A 17479-nucleotide genomic window follows, 5' to 3' on the forward strand; every position below is an offset into this window, starting at 1 on the left:
ATAGATTCATGGGTAAAGCAGGCCGGAAAGAGGGCATTTTTCCCTAACTTTGTTCTTTGTTTTCATAAAATTGATTCTTTTCCAATGACAGGTTATTTAAGCGGGTTGAACGAACCACAGGCGCAGGCCGTTACGCACGGCGGAGGGCCTTTGATGATTATTGCGGGTGCGGGTTCGGGAAAAACGCGTGTATTGACACTCAGGATTGCACATCTTATCGAAAACGGCGTTGACCCATTTCGGATTTTGTCGTTGACTTTTACGAACAAAGCGGCGGGAGAAATGCGCGACCGGATTGAGAAAGTGGTTGGTTTTGAGGCGCGTAACATTTGGATGGGAACCTTTCACGCCGTCTTTGCCAAAATCTTACGCATCGAAGCCCGCTATTTGGGCTATACTTCCGATTTCTCCATTTATGATACCGACGATTCAAAATCGCTTATCAAAAGCATCGTCAAGGAGTTGAATCTGGACGATAAAACCTACAAACCAAACGTCGTCTTTAACCGTATTTCGGGGGCAAAAAATAACCTGATTTCAGCCGATGACTACCTAGCCAATAAACTTTTCAGAGCCGACGACGAAGCCGCCAAACTTCCCGAAATCGGACGCTTGTACAAGGCGTACACTACACGTTGTTTTCAGGCCAACGCCATGGATTTTGACGATTTACTGTACAATACCAACGTATTGTTTCGCGATTTTCCCGAAGTGCTGAACAAATACCAACACAAATTTCAGTATGTTTTGGTAGATGAGTTTCAGGATACTAACGTGGCCCAGTACCTCATTACCAGAAAGTTAGCGGCGGTGCATCGCAATATTGCCGTAGTGGGAGACGATGCCCAGAGTATCTATGCCTTTCGTGGTGCCAATATCCAGAATATCCTGAATTTCGAGAAAGATTTCCCCGAAGTAAAAGTAGTCAAGTTGGAGCAAAACTACCGATCCACCCAAACCATCGTCAACGCCGCCAATTCGGTCATTGCCCGCAATAAAGCGCAGTTGAAGAAAAACGTTTTTACGGCCAATGAAGAAGGGGGCTTGATTGAGGTAGTAAAAGCGAGTTCTGACAATGAAGAAGGGCGTTTGATTGCGTCGGCGATTTTTGAAGAAAAAGTAAACAAAGGGCTGCGCAATACCGATTTTGCCATTTTGTACCGCACCAATGCCCAATCACGGTCGTTTGAGGAGGCGTTGCGTCGACAGAATATCAAGTACCGCATCATTGGCGGGCTTTCCTTTTATCAACGAAAAGAAATCAAGGATTTGCTGGCATATTTGCGGTTTGTGGTGAATCAAAGCGACGAAGAAGCCTTTAAGCGAATCATCAATTTGCCCAAGCGCGGGATTGGCGACACGACCGTGGCTAAAATCGCGGTGACGGCCGCCGAAAACCAGCTGCCCGTGTGGGAGGTGGTTTCCAACATCACCAAGTACATTTCGGGGCGGGCTACCCTGCCGATTGAAAGCTTTGCGATTCTGATCAAGAGTTTTAAACTGCTGATTGAAGAAGGCAAAGACGCTTATACCGTTGCGGCACACGTGGCCAAGACGTCGGGCATTTTGAAGGAATTGTACGAAGACAAAACTGTGGAGGGCCTGAGCCGCTACGAAAACGTGCAGGAATTGCTGAATGCTATTAAGGAGTTTGTGGATAATGCTGAAAACGAGGACAAAACCATCAGTTCGTTTCTGCAAACGGTTTCATTGCTGACCAATGCCGATGAATCTGACGATGGCGATACGGACCGCGTAACGCTCATGACGATTCACGGGGCCAAAGGCTTAGAGTTTAAGAATGTGTACGTGGTAGGATTGGAAGAAGGACTTTTTCCGAGTCAAATGATGCTCGAAAAACGCGAAGACCTGGAAGAAGAACGCCGATTGTTTTACGTGGCCATCACCCGGGCCGAAAATAAACTGACCTTTTCCTACGCTGAAAGCCGCTACAATTGGGGGCGTTTGAACATGTGCGAACCAAGCCGTTTTTTATACGAAGTAGACCAACGTTTTTTGACTACGTCCAAAGGTCGCCGTTCAGGAGGCTTTGACGAATATCGCAACAACGTTGAGCCGACGGCCATGAATTTTATTCGGAAACCTTCACCAACTCCTGGCAGTGTACAAAAGCCCGCCAGTGAAGGAAGCCCGACCACACCCGCCAGTCGATTGGCAAGTGGACAACGCCCTTCTACGCAAGCAACGAGCGTACCGCAGTCAGCTTCTACCGACTTTGTAGCGAGCGATACATCAACGTTGGAAGAAGGCAATCGGGTAGAACACCCTAAGTTTGGCAAAGGAACCGTGAAGAAAATGGACATCAACGGCACCGACCGCAAAGCGGTGATTCAGTTTGATACCGTCGGCGAAAAAACGCTGTTATTGAGCTTTGCTAAACTGCGGATTTTGCGGTAACTTGTAAGAAGATTAAGACATAGCTCACATAAAAATATGGGAACAGTAGTTGAAAAACTATACAGTGTGGATGAATACTTTACTTTAGAGGAAAAATCTGAAGTTCGCCACGAATTTTATTATGGAGAATTAATTGAAATGCCGGGAGAAACTACTACAGCTAACTTAATTGCTTTGAATATTGCATTCTTCTTCAAAGCCCTTTTTAGACAGTTGAAAGGCTATGCTTTTTTTGCTCATGATGTAAAATTGATGGTAATGAACAATAGAGTATATCGTTACCCCGATTTAGTAGTAATCCACCAAAAAGGCGATCATAAAAAGTACGTTACAGATCCTGTCTTGATTGTGGAAGTACTTTCCGAAAGTACTGAGAATATAGATAGAGACAAAAAACGCTTAGAATATTTTGGCTTAGCTTCTCTACAGTATTATCTAACGATTCACCAAGATGAGCCCATCGTTGAGATTTATAGCCGTAACGGAAAAAGTTGGCAATTTGATTTTTACACTTCTTTGGAGGAAGTTGTTCGGCTCCCTTTTTTTGAAACTGAAATAGCCCTTAATGACATTTTTGAGGGCGTCATTTTTGAGAAAAAAGGAGAATAAATGCTTATTCCTCAATAGGTGATTTACCTCAAGGCCAGTTTAATCAACTGCTCAACCGTAATTTGGTCGCCTTCTCGTTTGAGGATTGTATCTACGCTCTTTTCGGCGGTAGGTTTGGGAATACCGAGCATCGTTAAGGCCGCAATCGCTTCGCTCCTTACTTGACTATTGGCCGTAATAAAGATATTGGGCTGGGTAGCAATAATGCCTTCTTTCTTGATTTTATCTTTCAAGTCAATAATGACCCGTTGCGCTGTTTTGCCACCAATTCCTTTAATGGTTTGAATTAGTTTTACATCTTCGTTGACGATGGCCGTTTTGATTTCGGCGGCCGATAAAGACGACAGCATAATCAGTGCGGTGGCCGAACCTACCCCCGACACACTGATTAAATCCAAAAATAGAATCTTCTCGGTGGGCTCGGCAAAACCATAAAGTACGTGAGAATCTTCCCTGATTTGCTGATAGGTGATTACCTTACACACCTCCCCAGGGTTGGGCAGGGCTGCGTAGGTTTGCAGAGAGATTTTTACTTCATAACCAACCCCGCCTACATCCATGATGATATAAGCGGGGTCTTTATGAGCAAGTTTGCCGTTTAAGTATGCAATCATTTTTTAGTCAGTTGGCAGTAGTCAGTTTACAGTAGCGGAGCCGTACGTACGGCAGTAAGATTTAATCTTTTACTGCATACTGTAAACTGCTTACTATTTTTGTGTCCAGTAATCAACCACCAAGACTTTGTCGAGATAAGGCCCCAACACTTTCCCAAACGCTTTGTGGTCAGGGTGTGGCAAATATATTGCGCGGTCGGCTTCTGAATTGAAAGTCAGGAAAAAGCAATGGGTAAAGCCCTGTGCCAGACCTTCGGGGCTGTTGTTGGTTCCCCACTCATAACCTTTAATTTCTTTGATTTGGGTAGGAAGCTTGCGAAATGCATCTTCTACCGATTTGATTTGTGCAGGGGTGGCGGTGTCTTTAAATTTAAACATTACCACGTGACGCAGTACTTTGTCAGATTTTTGGGCCATAGCACCAAACACAAAAAGGGTTAAAAAAAGAGCTAAGAATTTAGTTTTCATGTAAGCAGAATTAACACAAAATGAATTGATATAAGTATAGAAACTAAAAAACTAGCCTGAACAGTTGATACACTCACCGCTGTCGTCGCGTACGCTGCGCTCAAATTCTCCTAGATTTTCTTTCAATTCCAGAATTTCGTCTTCCACTTCGCAGCGGTCAAATAATGATAATTCGCCCGAAGCGATTTGTTTTTCAAGGGCTTTGAGTTTCACGCGCATTTCGGAAACTTCCATGAGTGTTAATGTCGCCATAGTTGTCTGTTTGTGTTTAAAAGGAAATACAGTGTTTTGTTAATGCGAAAATTACTAAAAAAGTTCTGGAAAAGCTACTGAATTGCGGGGCCGTCGTGCCACCATTCGTCGTTTTCCCAGTAGTTGTCCCACCCAAGGTGACGGTATTTTTTATTGACTTCAACTTCCCGTTCTCCGATGGAAAAATCAGTTAGAATGTTGTTAGCAAACGCAAATAAGTCCCTGGCCCATACGACTGGTTTAGTCAAAGTGTTTTTATAATTGCTCCAAGTGCCTTCAAATTTAAACCCACTGGCTTGCGCGGGTGTGTTGGCAGAAAAATACCAAAGGGCAATTTCTCCGCCTTGGTTTTTGTAAAAATCCATCAGCATTTTACCCGAAAAAATCCCCGACCCTTTGGTGAGGGCGTTCTCCTTCAGCTCAAAAGTAGCCTCTGAAATATACGCTTCTTTGAGTTCAAATGCCTCGTGTTGGTATAGGTCGTCGTTAAGGTTTGGATCGCTGAAAGTAGCCAATTTTGTGAAGGTAATGGTGCCCGTGAAAGGGGTAATATTTTTCTTAAAACGGTCCTTGCCAGCTACATGATAGACGTTTGACAGAATCGAATCACGTTTTACTTCTGAAAAATAAAATTCAATTCGGTGGTGGTCGTCGCCATAAAAACCGTCAAAACGATTGGAGTAGCCACCCTCTGGGCTTGCATCAAACAACAGCGGGGACAAGTCATTGTCTGTGAAAAAAGCGGTGGCCGTTTCGCCCGACAGCTCTGTGATTTTGAGGGGTTGTAAGGGCGCGGTAGTGTCTTTGCGTAGCGAATCAATCGCCTCTTTGTGCGTGATAAGCTTGATAGGAACGGCGGTTGGTTTTGAATTGTCGTTGGCTTTGCGGGTGCAGGAAAGACCCACAAAGACTAAAAAAAACAGGGAAAGGAAATGATTCATTGATTGTCTTGTCTGTATAAAAAAGGCCACAGGGCCAAACTTACTCACTTTTGTAGCTTTTTTAATAACCGTTCGCTCATTCCTGCATAAATTAATCCTTCCACAATGACCAAATTTCCAACCCATGATAACCACGTGACCGTCAGGTAGGTTTCGATGGGCTTGGTATGAAAAAAATAGACCATGGCGTAACTCCCAACGCGCAAACTCATGGCGGCAAGGGTAACGGCGTAGCTTCTCAGCATCCATTCGATGTGTGTTTGCCAACGCTTTTTTTGAATCTCACGCCATGCCACCCACGTGGTGAGCCACCATACTACGCATTGCAACGAAAAACCTACTTTAGCGGGTAGGCCGCCGTTGGCGTAAATAGCCAAACCCAACCCCGAAGGAGCCGCCAAAAACAGTATCGAAAATACGTAAATTTTCCCTAGCGTTTTGTGTAAATTAGGATATTTTTTTACGAAAGAAGGAATGAATTGGGTTATTCCAATGCACATGGTCCACAAGCTGCTTACGATGTGGATATAAAAGGAAAACTGGAAATCTTGACGGGTCAAAACGCGGTCGGTTTTGGTGGTCAGAAAGTCGATTTCTGGCTCAAAACTCAGATACGGCACGACTTTGGTCAGCATCAGTAGCGTAAAAGCCGCAACGGAGAGAAGAAAAAGGATTTGTATGAGATTGCTCGTACGCATACATATCTAATTTTCCTGCGTTTGTAATTTTTTTCGACACATTTCAAAGGCTGTAAAAAATTGATGATTGCGAAGGGCTTCATGTTCCCACTCTCCTCCTGATTCGATTATCTGAATGATTTTTTGCAAATGCGTTTTGCGATTTTTTCTCACCCATGAGAGGTTGATGCCTAGAACCTCAATCATATCATTGATACGCTTTTGAGATGATTTATCTAAATCTGTATTTGCGATAAAGATGTGAGATAACTCATCATATTCCAGTAATGCTAAAGGGTTATAAGAAGGTGTGTCGGGTTTTAGAATGTCATCTACGATTTTATTTCTTTTATGCTTATCATTGATATCTTTCTGGACGACAAAGAAGTTTTCCCAAAGCCAGCCTTTATCTTTTTTTAATAAAGGATTGAAATGATCTAATGCACTACTGAACTCAGGTTTTTCAAATCGGTACTTACCGCCTTTCCAGTATCCTGTTTGGTAATACTCTTCATCACAGAGGCATATTTCAGTATAGGCACACACCCCTCTTTGGCAATGTAACAGGTTCATTACCACATCGTAATAGTATCTGTTATTGGAAGAGTTGTAGGGGTTATGTAGTTCTCCCATGCTTTCTTCCCATTTTTTATATTCAGAAGAAAGAAGTAGAGTTTTATCAATTTTCTGCATTGTATTCCCAATCTAATAATTCAGCCAATTTTTCAAATTGGGATTGAAGCTGTACTTTTTCTTCGGGAGGAAGTTTGCCGTTGGCTTTTTGGAGTTTACTGCGTAACGTGGCTAATTCCATTAATTTACGAGTACGCGCTTCGTTGCTGTCTTTGTCTAAATCAAAAAGCCGGGTCAAGATCGAATCCCAGCGCAGATAGCGAGGGTCAATGGTATAGTTGTCAATATGATTTCCCTTTTTAATGTCGTAATATAATTCTCTATACACACTGCCGTCGGGATTAAATTTGAGTTCAACGATTTCCCATGGCTCAAAGCAAGAGGCAATTAAGGGGGAGTGCGTCGCGAAAAAGAATTGACAATCGGTGGATAATCTAGAGCTGGTTAATATATCTATAATTTCAGTCTGGATGTCGGGATAAAGCGATTGTTCAGGTTCATCAAAAAGAAGCAGATAATTCTCAGGGCGCATGGCATACAAAGGTAATACCCTCGTAATTAATTGCTTTGTTCCCGTGCTCCAACAATTGAATGGAACTTCCTCGCCCTGTAAAGTCTCAATTCTGATAGTGCCAATATCATCCTTTTTAAAACTTAGATCTCTTTTAACCTGTAAATTAAAACGGTTCAAAACAGTATCTAATAATTTATCAGCAATATCATCCAATGGGTTTGGATTATTTTGTTTCCATTTCGCAAAATCATTTCTGCCTTGTTGTAATAGTTCATTGCTACTGTCACCTTCAATAATTTTGGATAATTCTATACGTTTTTGTATTTCAAGTTCCTGATATTTTTGAATGTCTTGCGCAATTCTAAACCAAAAATCAGTGAAAGTTAATTGAGTAGCTCCCCAGGTTTGTAATTCTACTTCTGTTGAAAAATATAAAATATTAGCATCTAAATCCTCCTTTTTTAAAAACCGAATTGATTCTATTAAGTCAGAAGAACTCGTCTGACTTAATAGAATTTCTATTTTTTTTGTATTTAAAAATGATGCCCGAAATTCTTTTGGTAAAAAATTTGCGTATTTGCGAAGGCGAAGTTCCTCATTATCAGAATAGAATTCTGCTTCAATTAAAAAGCCCCAAAGGTTTTTTAAAAATAATAGCAAACTCGTCTTCCCCGTTCCACTTTGACCAATAATACAAACTTTATCCAACGGCTGCCCTGCTTTGGCATGACCCGTTGGATAAGTTAAGTCCAATTCAAAGTTTTTGAATTGGTTATAATTATTGAGTTGGAGATGAGCAACTTTCATGTTACAAATACTTCATATAAGTAGCCAAATCCTTATCTCCGCGACCAGATAGGTTAATCACAACAGTTTCGTTAGGGGTTGCTTTTAGGTAAGGCAGTACCGCCAAGGCGTGGGCGCTTTCAAGCGCAGGGATGATTCCTTCCAACTTGGAAAGTTCCATGGCAGAGGCGATGGATTCGTCGTCGGTAATGGCATAAAACAACGCCCGGTGACTGTCGTGTAAATGCGCGTGCATTGGCCCAATACCTGGATAATCCAACCCCGCCGAAATAGAATGTGGCTCTACCACCTGTCCGTCTTCGGTTTGCATCAGGATGCTTTTGCTGCCGTGTAAAACGCCAATTTTGCCCAAAAATGTGGTAGCAGCCGACAACCCCGACGTGATTCCGTGCCCGCCTGCTTCGGCGGCAACGAGTTTTACGGACTCATCATCCAAGAAATGATAAAAAGCACCCGCGGCGTTGGAGCCGCCTCCTACGCACGCAATGACGTAATCTGGGAGCTCGGAGCCTGTTTTTTCCAACAATTGTTTTTTGATTTCTTCCGAAATAACGGACTGAAAGCGTGCTACCATGTCGGGATAAGGGTGCGGACCTACCACCGAGCCGATGATGTAGTGCGTATCGGTAGGATTATTAATCCAGTGACGCATGGCCTCGTTGGTGGCGTCTTTGAGGGTTTTGGAACCGCTGTTTGCGGGACGAACCTCCGCGCCGAGCATCTTCATGCGGGCCACGTTGGGTGCCTGACGCTGAATGTCGATTTCTCCCATGTACACGATGCACTCCATGCCCATCAGCGCGCACACGGTGGCCGTGGCTACGCCGTGTTGACCAGCGCCTGTTTCGGCCACGATTTTCTGCTTACCGAGTCGCTTCGCGAGCAGGATTTGCCCAATGGTATTGTTGATTTTGTGCGCTCCAGTATGGCAAAGGTCCTCGCGTTTGAGATAAATGGTGGTGTTGTATTTTTCGGAAAGACGCTGCGCTAAATAGAGCGGCGTTGGGCGGCCCACGTAGTCGCGGAGGAGCCCTTGAAATTCCTCCTGAAAGTTAGACTGAGCGATGATTTTCAGGTAATTATCGCGGAGTTCTTCAACGTTTGGGTACAGCATTTCGGGGATGTAAGCGCCACCGAATTGTCCGTAATATCCGCGCTCATTGACTTGATAGGCGGATTGATTTTGTAGTGCGGTCATGTGTGCGAATAGTGCTTGGCTCAACTCGCGGGAGCTGAACGTTATTCAAAAGTATGTTTACGCTTCTATTTCTTCCTCTTCTTCAATCGGACGAATCAACTCAAACAGTTGGCGCAGTGCGTCAATATCTTTCACCGCAGGAGCGGTTTCAAATTTGCTGTTTACATCCAAACCATAGATTTTCGCCTTTAATTCATTGACCTGAACGATATTGTCCAAAGAAAGTCCGCCGCTCAAGAAAAATGGGCGGTCGTTGTCGTAACGATTCAAAACACTCCAGTCAAACGTGATTCCGTTGCCGCCTGGATTGGCTCCTTTGGCGTCAAAAAGGAAATAGTCGCAATGGGGCTTATAGTTATTGAGCGTTGCAAAATTAAAATCTGATTCGATTGAAAACGCCTTGATGATATTAACGCCGCGCATTTTGATGGTACGGCAAAAATCTGGGGTTTCGTGGCCGTGGAGTTGCACGTACTGCAAATCATATTTTTTTGCCATCCGAAGAATATAGTCCGGGTTTGCATTGACAAAAACGCCTACTTTTTTGATGGGTTTTGGAATGCTTTTTATGAATTCCTCGTCGAGGTTTTCCCCCACGAACCGGGGCGATTTATCATAAAAAATGAATCCGATAAAATCAGGCTTCAATTCCACTAATTCAGCCAAGTTGGCCGTGTCCCGCATTCCACACACTTTAATTTTCATCATCCGGCTAGTCGGTTAGTTATTGATTACTTGTGAGTTGAAAGCGGCCAATCAGTTCTTTCAACGCCAATCCGGGGTTTTGGGTAACCATAAAAGATTCACCAATCAGGAAACCCTGATAACCCACCTCCCGCAATTGTAAAATCGTCTCGGCATTTTTCAACCCACTTTCTGATATTTTGACGAAATTATTGGGAATAAGTTGCGCCAATTCCAAAGAAGTTTCAATCGAAGTGACAAATGTCTTCAGGTTTCGATTATTTACGCCTACCATATCAACGTATTCGCACACACTTTGTTCCAATTCATCACGGTCGTGTACTTCGAGCAATACCTCCAAGCCCAGTTCTTGTGCTTTACGACCTAGCTGCCGAACTTCGGCGGGCGTTAGGCAGGCCGCAATGAGCAAAATCACGTCGGCTCCGATGGCTTTGGCTTCCCACAGCTGGTATTCATCAATCATGAAGTCTTTGCGAAGCATGGGCGTCGAAGGATTGGCGGCACGCGCCTTGGCGAAATCGTCAAAAGTGCCCCCGAAAAATTCGGTATCGGTCAGCACCGATAAGCCGCAGGCACCCGCTTCTACGTAGCCTTTGGTGACGATTTCGGGCAACACAGCATCGTTAATGATGCCTTTGGAAGGAGATTTACGTTTAAATTCCGAAATAACCCCCGAAGCTCCTTCGGCGGTCAGTGCTTGTTTTAGCGATAATGTTTTACGACCGAATAAAGGCGCTTTTTCGAGGTCGGCGATGCTTACTTTTGATTTAGCTTCGGCTACTTCGATGCGTTTGTGGGCTACTATTTTATCTAAAATGTTCATTATGGTTCAAAAATTCTGCTGAGAGATATTTCAAGCCCCGGAAGAACGCTTGAAGTAAGTATGTCATCTTCTGTATACGGCTTTAGGCCAATGTATTTTCCTTCATCATTCAGTACGTAAACAAAAATTACGTTGTCGTTGGGTTCGACTAACCAATATTCCGTTACCCCGTTTTCTTCATAGACCTGAAATTTGTCGCTCATTTCCTTTTTCGTATTTCCGGGCGATAAGATTTCTATAATCAAATCGGGAGCACCGATACAGCCTCGGTCGTCGAGTTTATCTACATCACAAATAACGCAGATGTCAGGTTGTACCACCGTATAAATTTGGTCGTCTTTGCGCTTTTTTCCTTTCAACGGAGTGAGTCTTACATCAAAAGGGGCGGAATACACTTCACAAAGTTTACCTTCAAGAAAATTACTAATGGGTGTAAATAACTTTCCCGAAATTTTTTGATGCCTTCTGGCGGGCGCAGGCGACATATTGAAAATTTTTCCTTTGATGAGCTCTAGGCGCTCGTCAAAGGTCCATTTCAAGTAGTCGGCGTATGTATAAATGCCGTTTGGATCTAAATCGGTGAAGTTGAGTGTGCTCATATCAATCTTCGATTAACTTTTTAAAGCAGGCCAATGCCCGTTTGCTTTCCAGCGATTCGCGGGCCGTGGCTACGGCGTCGGTCAACGAAAGGGAGGGGTTGGCGGCGTAGAGGGCCAAACCCGCATTGGCCAATACCGCCTGTTTTTGGGCAGAAGTGGCTTCATCGTTCAGTACGTTTAAGAAAATTTTTGCGGAGTCGGCCAAGGTGTCACCGCCCGAGAGTTGGGCAGGCGCAAGAACATCTAAGCCGAGGTGAATAGGCGACAGAATTTGCTCGTTTTGAGCGGTTATTATTTTAAAATCACCTGTCAAAGACACTTCATCGTAACCGTCTAATGCGTGAACAATCAGATAATGATGGCCAGAGCCTTGGTAAAGATAGGCATAAAGCCGCGCTAATTCAAGACTAAATACGCCTACAAGCTGTTTTTTGGTGAACGCAGGGTTTGTCAGTGGGCCTAGCATGTTAAAAAACGTCCGAATACCCAACTCTTTACGGATGGGGGCAATGTATTTCATGGCCGGATGAAACAGCGGAGCGTGGAGGTAACAGATATTTGCGGTTTCGATTTTACGTTTTAGGTAGTCGGCATCATTGGAAAATTTAATTCCGAGGTGTTCAAGTACCGTAGAAGAGCCCACCAAGCTCGATACGCCATGATTGCCGTGTTTGGCCACCCGTTGCCCTGCTCCAGCCACCACAAAAGCCGATAACGTAGAAATATTGAAAGTATCTTTGCCGTCGCCGCCGGTACCGCAAACATCCATCGGGTCAAAGGCTTGTAAATCAATCGAAAGGCATAGTTGAAGCATGGCATCCCGAAAACCTGTTAGCTCCTCTACGGTGATGCCACGCAGGGCAAAAATCGTCAGAAAACTGGCAATTTGGGAAGTGTTATATTCTCCTTGACCTATTCCGAGCAGCGTTTGGTGTGCGGTTTGGCGGTCGAGGGTTTGGTAGTTTAGTAAGTGGGTTAGCGTGTTTTTCATGCAGCGTATCGAAAAGGCAAATTAGGAATTTTGTTTAATAGCCGCCAAAATTTCGGCGGCACCGTCGCTCAAAAGCAGTTCCGCCAATTGGATGCCGATGTCTTCGGGAGAAGCGGCTGCACCGCTGCGGGTTTGTTTCAGGATTTGACTTCCGTCCAAACTAACCACGCCGCCCGTCATCGTAACGGTGTCATTTTCCAACGATGCCAAACCAAAGACTGGAACGCTGCATCCGCCTTGTAATCGGCGCAAAAAGGCCCGTTCGGCCAAGAGGCAGGTTTCGGTTGCGGGATGGTTGAGCAACGAACGTACATTGTCGCGTTTTTCTTCGTCTATGTTTTGACTGCACTCAATTGCCACACTTCCTTGCCCAACGGCGGGAGTAAATTCGTTTAGCGAAAGGTGCTCGGCAATCAGCCCGTCGTACTCCATGCGGTGAACGCCCGCATAAGCCAACAAAATGGCGTCGCATTGGCCCTCTTCCAACTTACGGAGGCGGGTTTGAAGGTTGCCGCGCATATCAACGGTGCGAATGTGCGGATAAAAATGCTTGAGCATCGCCACGCGTCGCGTTGAAGAAGTCCCGACCACAAAGGGCTCGCCGCTCCCCAAAGATAAGCTTTGGTTGTGACTGACCAAGACGTCGTTGACACGCTCACGCTCGGTAAAGGCGATGAGTTGCAGGTCGTCGTCGAGTTCGGATTGTAGATCTTTGGCGCTGTGCACGGCAATGTCGATGCGACCGTCGCGAAGTTGGTCTTCCAATTCTTGAGTAAACACGCCCTTACTCCCGATTTTGGAGAGTGAACGGTCCAAAATTTGGTCGCCTTTGGTATCAATGAGGACGATTTCGGTCGTAAGTCCTCCTTTTTGTAATAGATTTTCGACGTAATAAGCCTGCCAAAGGGCTAAGCGACTACCGCGCGTTCCGATTTTTATGTGCATTGGTGCATTTAATTTTTTAGTTACCCTTACGATTGGGTAAGCAATAACGATTTTCTCGCCTCTGCTTTTAGCGTTTCTTTGTCAATAGGCACTACTCCTACGTGTTCGCAGACCAAACCACCGCCAAGGTTCGACAGCTCAGCAACGATGTTTGGCGCAAGCCCCAGCGCTACCGCACAAGCCGCAATGCTGATGACCGTATCGCCCGCACCTGATACGTCGGCAATCTCCCGTTCGTGGGCAGGAATGCGGTGTTGTTGGTCTAAGAAATCAATGTAAACGCCTTGTTCTGATAACGTTACAAACGCGCCTTTGGCGTTGAGTTCATAGCGTAATTTCTTCACTACGGCCCGGAGCTCATCTTCTTTCTTTACATCAAACTCTACTTTCAAACCTTCTTTCAGTTCTTTCAAATTGGGTTTGAAGAGGGTCACGTTTTGGTAGGCCAAAAAGTTGCGTTTTTTAGGGTCAACCACCGTCGGGATGCCGTGTAAATTGGCAAAATCTGTGATTTCCTTGATGACATTTGGGCACAAAACTCCTTTGTCATAGTCCTGAAAAAGAACCACGTGACAGTCAGGAATGAGGGCTTTGGCTTTGTCAATCAGTTGAAACTGTTCTTCAAGCGTAATTACTTTGTCGGTTTCGGTATCTACCCTCACCACTTGCTGAGACCCCGCAATGATGCGTTCTTTGACGGTCGTGATGCGGTCGGGACTTTGCAAAATGCCGTCGGTACGTAGGCCTCGTTTCTCTAGTTCACCCAGTAAATTTTTTCCTTCGGTATCCTGTCCGATGACGGAGCAAATGATGGGCTCGGCCCCTAATGCATGAACGTTAAGAATTACGTTTCCTGCGCCGCCCAAGCGGTATTCACGACGCTGCGCTACCACTACAGGAACAGGTGCTTCGGGCGAAATTCTATCTACTTTCCCCCAGATATAGGCATCCAACATTACATCGCCCACAATCAGGACGCGTAATGTGCTAAAAGAATCAAACAATTGGTCAATAGTCATGAATTGTAGGGTTGACAATGAATACAGGATGTTGGCTTTGTTGTTTTCAACGGCCGCTGGACTTATCCACTGTCTGTTGTTAGTATTAAATAGAAAGCCAGTTTTGTAACATTTCTTTGCCGTGCTCGGTCAGGACCGATTCGGGGTGAAACTGTACGCCCCGCACGTCGTAAGTATTGTGGTGCAGTGCCATTACTTCACCGTGTTCGTCCACGGCGGTGATGGTCATGGTGTCGGGTACGGTTTCGCCTACCACCGTCCATGAGTGGTAACGACCTACCTGAAAGGATTGGGGCAAACCTTTAAACAACGGCTCGGTGGGGTCGATAACGATGGCTTTATCGCTGATGCCATGTAGTACATCCGCCATGTTGTTGAGCGTAGCGCCAAACACTTCGCCAATACCCTGATGGCCCAAACACACGCCCATAATGCTTTTGGTGGGAGCATAGGTACGGATCAAATCCTGCATAATTCCCGCTTCCGACGGAATGCCAGGCCCGGGTGAAAGCAGAATTTTGTCGTACTGCGCTACGTCTTCGAGCGCGATTTTGTCGTTACGATGAACCTCCACGTCGTCGTGCAGTTCGCGTAAGATGTAAACGAGGTTATACGTAAACGAATCGTAATTGTCGAGAACAAGAATCTTCATTGCGGATGATATTTCCCGCAAAACTACCCAATTCTATTTGTACCTCAAACCTTCCGTTTCAGATAAGCGTCATAATCAGGCAAAATGCTCTCGTAGGGCTGGCTCATGAGGGGAGACGCTATGATAAAATCGGCGGTGGCACGGTCGCAGGCCATGGGAATGTCCCACACCGCCACCAAGCGCAACAAAGCCTTGATGTCGGGGTCGTGCGGCTGGGCCGACATGGGGTCCCAGAAGAAAATCAACACATCAATTTTTCCTTCGGCAATCATCGCGCCAATCTGTTGGTCTCCGCCCAGAGGGCCGCTCAAGAGGCAGGTGACGGACGTTTCTAAGGCCACTTGAAGCAATTTTCCAGTGGTGCCAGTGGCATATAACTCGTGTGAAACCAACCGTTCTTTGTTAGCAGAAGCCCATTGAATCAGATCGGCTTTTTTGTGGTCGTGGGCCACCAAGGCAATACGTTTGCGAGCGTTGAGGGTGCGATTTGGCATCTTTTAATTATCATTTTAAAACACGATTTCAGGATTGGCTCCAGCCCATCTTGAAATCGTGTCAATCCTTAAAACCCAATTTTTCCTTTGCGTCCTTTGTGATTTTTGCCTTCATAATAGGCGCTTAATTCCTCCAATTCTTTTTCAAACCCACCGGATAGAATGGGGAAACGGCACCACGAACGAGGGTCAAGGTTGAGGTCGTCTAAATGAAAGCTTGGTGCATAGCGTTCGCGTTTCCACTGATTCCGACTCCAAAGTTTGAAAAAGCGCTCGACCGACGTAAACAAGACGTCACGAGAGTACCGCTCGGCAAAGCGTACTTCCATGAATCGGAAGCAGTCAATCGGCGATTTTTTATCGCGAATCGCCACCTTTTCGATGGCATCCAAGACCTCATAAGGCATCAAATCTTTTTCGTCCGTTTGCATTTTGTGTTGCGGGCGGAGTTCGGCGGTGGGTTGTAGGCTGTTTACTTTTTTGAGCCCTTCAATTTTGATGTTTTTACCTTTTACGTGGCAACCAATGGTTTCGAGCCAAACGAGCCATTGGCGAAGCCAGAATTTGTCAATTCCTGCAATCGGACTGATGCTGCCGGCAGTGTCGCCGTCCATGGTACAGTAGCCAACCGCGACTTCAGACCGGTTGGAAGTGGCCAATAAAAGATGCCCGTATAGGTTGGTCAACAGCCACACGCCCGGGGCACGCACCCGTGCCTGAATATTTTGGAGCGGAATATCATCCTGTTCCCAGGTCAAGTCGCGTCCTATCTGTTGTTCGATTAAATCTTTATAGGATTCAACCAGCCCGTTAATATTGACGTTATAAAAGGTAGAACCAATTGAATCCGCGAGACTTTGGGCCGATTCCAAAGTGTCGGTGGAACTATTTTCTGTACCTTGATAAATGCTGTGAATCAGGTGTTTGGCAATGCCTTCTTCGGTGGTCTCTTGCTGGATTTTTTTGATATAACTCAGCTTTTGTTTAAAAGCGGTCAGACCGATACTTTCATCGGCCAATCGAATCATCAGACCACATAATGCCACACAAGCGCACGAATCGGCACCGCCGGAGAGTGAAACCGTAAAGCCCTGCGAGCGCGATTTGCGAAGATAATCAAACAGTGCCAACGATACGGCCCGCGCAAATTCTTCTTCTTTTAAATAGCCTTCTCGCTCAAAAGGTTCTAATTCAGCCACTTGATAAGCGGGTGCAGCTTCATGCCATTCAAACGTATCCACAACTTTCCAATTGCCCGTTGGCAGTGCTGATTTGATTTGAGAATGCGACAGTCGGGTTACATCAGTATCAATCACCGCCGACGTAATGTAGTAATCGTGGTACCCAAAACGCGGACTGGAGGCTAACAGGGTTCCGTTGGAAGCAATCATGGCATCACCGTCAAAAATAAGCCGTCCCGATTCGTTTCCTAACAGGTTAGTGTATACATAACTGCATGAATAGGAACGAGAACCGTCAATGACAAAACGCTCTCTGGTGATGAATTTGTGAAAGGCGAACGGGCTGGCGCTGGGATTCAGAATAACATCGACTCCGCGGTCAAAATGATTGCGTCCGGGGCGTTGTGCCACCCAAGCGTCTTCGCAGATTTCAAAGCCAATTCGGATACCAGATACATCAAAGACCAAATCTCCGAAAGGATAGCTGAAATCCCCGACTTTGATTTCATCGCGTGCGTTGGCGGGCCAGCGGTGAAACCAACGGTCTTCGTAGAAAACACCGTAGTTGGGTAAATGCTGTTTGGCCACAAAGCCTAGAATCCGTTTGTTGACAATAAGACAGGCCGTATTGTAGATTTTGCTGTTGAATTGCATTGGCAATCCTACCGACACCGCAATGCCCGAAGTGTGCGCCACGATTTCATGAAGACTTTCGATGGCTTGGGCGAGGGTATTGGGGCTGTAAAAGGCGTCTTCGCAGCCATAACCCGTAATACAAAGCTCAGGAAGACATAATAAACTAATATGTTGGTTTCTAGCCTCTTCTATAGATTCTATAATGTGTTTTTTATTCTCTTCCCACGCCAAGGGGGTGGTGTTGATGGTTCCGGCGGCTACTTTAAGAAGTGGCATGTTGAATAGGTTATTGATTTATGCAAA

General features: G+C 45.3%; 19 protein-coding genes. 2 read left to right on the plus strand and 17 right to left on the minus strand.

Translation table 11 applies throughout. The features are described from left to right. Nucleotides 1-84 precede the first annotated feature (84 nt). Together DVG78_RS05995 and DVG78_RS06000 are read left to right on the plus strand one after the other, a co-directional pair. Complete coding sequence (locus DVG78_RS05995) at nucleotides 85-2418, plus strand: ATP-dependent helicase (protein ID WP_114460158.1); 2334 nt, start codon at nucleotides 85-87, stop codon at nucleotides 2416-2418. Nucleotides 2419-2454: 36 nt separating this feature from the next. Next, nucleotides 2455-3027: a Uma2 family endonuclease gene (locus DVG78_RS06000; protein ID WP_114460159.1), complete on the plus strand. Its 573-nt coding sequence runs from the start codon at nucleotides 2455-2457 to the stop codon at nucleotides 3025-3027. Nucleotides 3028-3050: 23 nt separating this feature from the next. On the opposite strand, the gene ruvA is transcribed toward DVG78_RS06000, so the two are convergent. The 17 genes from ruvA to nadE form a co-directional block, all read right to left on the minus strand. Then, complete coding sequence (gene ruvA, locus DVG78_RS06005; RefSeq protein ID WP_114460160.1) at nucleotides 3051-3641, minus strand: Holliday junction branch migration protein RuvA; 591 nt, start codon at nucleotides 3639-3641, stop codon at nucleotides 3051-3053. Between the two features lie 93 nt (nucleotides 3642-3734). Next, a complete protein-coding gene (locus tag DVG78_RS06010; RefSeq protein WP_114460161.1) occupies nucleotides 3735-4109 on the minus strand; it encodes a Dabb family protein in 375 nt (124 codons plus the stop codon). Between the two features lie 51 nt (nucleotides 4110-4160). Further along, a complete protein-coding gene (locus DVG78_RS06015; RefSeq protein WP_114068849.1) occupies nucleotides 4161-4361 on the minus strand; it encodes a hypothetical protein in 201 nt (66 codons plus the stop codon). Between the two features lie 74 nt (nucleotides 4362-4435). Further along, nucleotides 4436-5302 carry a hypothetical protein gene (locus DVG78_RS06020; RefSeq protein ID WP_114460162.1) on the minus strand — a complete coding sequence of 289 codons (867 nt, stop codon included), beginning with the start codon at nucleotides 5300-5302 and terminating at the stop codon, nucleotides 4436-4438. A 44-nt stretch (nucleotides 5303-5346) separates the two neighbouring features. Then, complete coding sequence (locus DVG78_RS06025) at nucleotides 5347-6000, minus strand: DUF2306 domain-containing protein (RefSeq protein ID WP_114460163.1); 654 nt, start codon at nucleotides 5998-6000, stop codon at nucleotides 5347-5349. A gap of 6 nt (nucleotides 6001-6006) precedes the next feature. Beyond that, complete coding sequence (locus tag DVG78_RS06030; protein ID WP_114460164.1) at nucleotides 6007-6672, minus strand: hypothetical protein; 666 nt, start codon at nucleotides 6670-6672, stop codon at nucleotides 6007-6009. Then, nucleotides 6659-7933: an AAA family ATPase gene (locus tag DVG78_RS06035; RefSeq protein ID WP_114460165.1), complete on the minus strand. Its 1275-nt coding sequence runs from the start codon at nucleotides 7931-7933 to the stop codon at nucleotides 6659-6661. The genes DVG78_RS06030 and DVG78_RS06035 overlap by 14 nt, the downstream gene beginning before the upstream one ends. Nucleotide 7934: 1 nt before the next feature. Beyond that, nucleotides 7935-9131, minus strand: a complete 1197-nt coding sequence (gene trpB / locus DVG78_RS06040; protein WP_114460166.1) for a tryptophan synthase subunit beta — start codon at nucleotides 9129-9131, stop codon at nucleotides 7935-7937. Nucleotides 9132-9188: 57 nt separating this feature from the next. Next, nucleotides 9189-9836 (minus strand): phosphoribosylanthranilate isomerase, encoded by a 648-nt coding sequence (locus DVG78_RS06045; protein ID WP_114460366.1) that lies wholly within the window; start codon nucleotides 9834-9836, stop codon nucleotides 9189-9191. A gap of 19 nt (nucleotides 9837-9855) precedes the next feature. Beyond that, nucleotides 9856-10659, minus strand: coding sequence for an indole-3-glycerol phosphate synthase TrpC (gene trpC, locus DVG78_RS06050; protein ID WP_114460167.1), 804 nt, complete (start codon nucleotides 10657-10659; stop codon nucleotides 9856-9858). Further along, the gene (locus DVG78_RS06055) at nucleotides 10659-11258 is read right to left on the minus strand and encodes a Uma2 family endonuclease (protein ID WP_114460168.1); all 600 of its coding nucleotides are present in this window, start codon (nucleotides 11256-11258) and stop codon (nucleotides 10659-10661) included. The genes trpC and DVG78_RS06055 overlap by 1 nt, the downstream gene beginning before the upstream one ends. A gap of 1 nt (nucleotide 11259) precedes the next feature. Further along, entirely contained in the window at nucleotides 11260-12249 is a 990-nt protein-coding gene (gene trpD / locus DVG78_RS06060; RefSeq protein ID WP_114460169.1) for an anthranilate phosphoribosyltransferase, read from the minus strand. 21 nt (nucleotides 12250-12270) lie between these two features. Further along, nucleotides 12271-13194: a hydroxymethylbilane synthase gene (gene hemC, locus DVG78_RS06065; RefSeq protein WP_114460170.1), complete on the minus strand. Its 924-nt coding sequence runs from the start codon at nucleotides 13192-13194 to the stop codon at nucleotides 12271-12273. A 26-nt stretch (nucleotides 13195-13220) separates the two neighbouring features. Next, on the minus strand, nucleotides 13221-14213 hold the full coding sequence (locus tag DVG78_RS06070) for a bifunctional heptose 7-phosphate kinase/heptose 1-phosphate adenyltransferase (protein ID WP_114460171.1): 993 nt from the start codon (nucleotides 14211-14213) through the stop codon (nucleotides 13221-13223). Between the two features lie 85 nt (nucleotides 14214-14298). After that, on the minus strand, nucleotides 14299-14865 hold the full coding sequence (locus tag DVG78_RS06075) for an anthranilate synthase component II (protein WP_114460172.1): 567 nt from the start codon (nucleotides 14863-14865) through the stop codon (nucleotides 14299-14301). Between the two features lie 44 nt (nucleotides 14866-14909). Next, complete coding sequence (locus tag DVG78_RS06080) at nucleotides 14910-15359, minus strand: methylglyoxal synthase (RefSeq protein ID WP_114460173.1); 450 nt, start codon at nucleotides 15357-15359, stop codon at nucleotides 14910-14912. Between the two features lie 68 nt (nucleotides 15360-15427). Then, the gene (gene nadE / locus DVG78_RS06085) at nucleotides 15428-17452 is read right to left on the minus strand and encodes an NAD(+) synthase (protein WP_114460174.1); all 2025 of its coding nucleotides are present in this window, start codon (nucleotides 17450-17452) and stop codon (nucleotides 15428-15430) included. Between the last annotated feature and the right edge of the window lie 27 nt (nucleotides 17453-17479).

The organism is Runella aurantiaca (assembly GCF_003339505.1).
Taxonomy (GTDB): domain Bacteria; phylum Bacteroidota; class Bacteroidia; order Cytophagales; family Spirosomataceae; genus Runella; species Runella aurantiaca.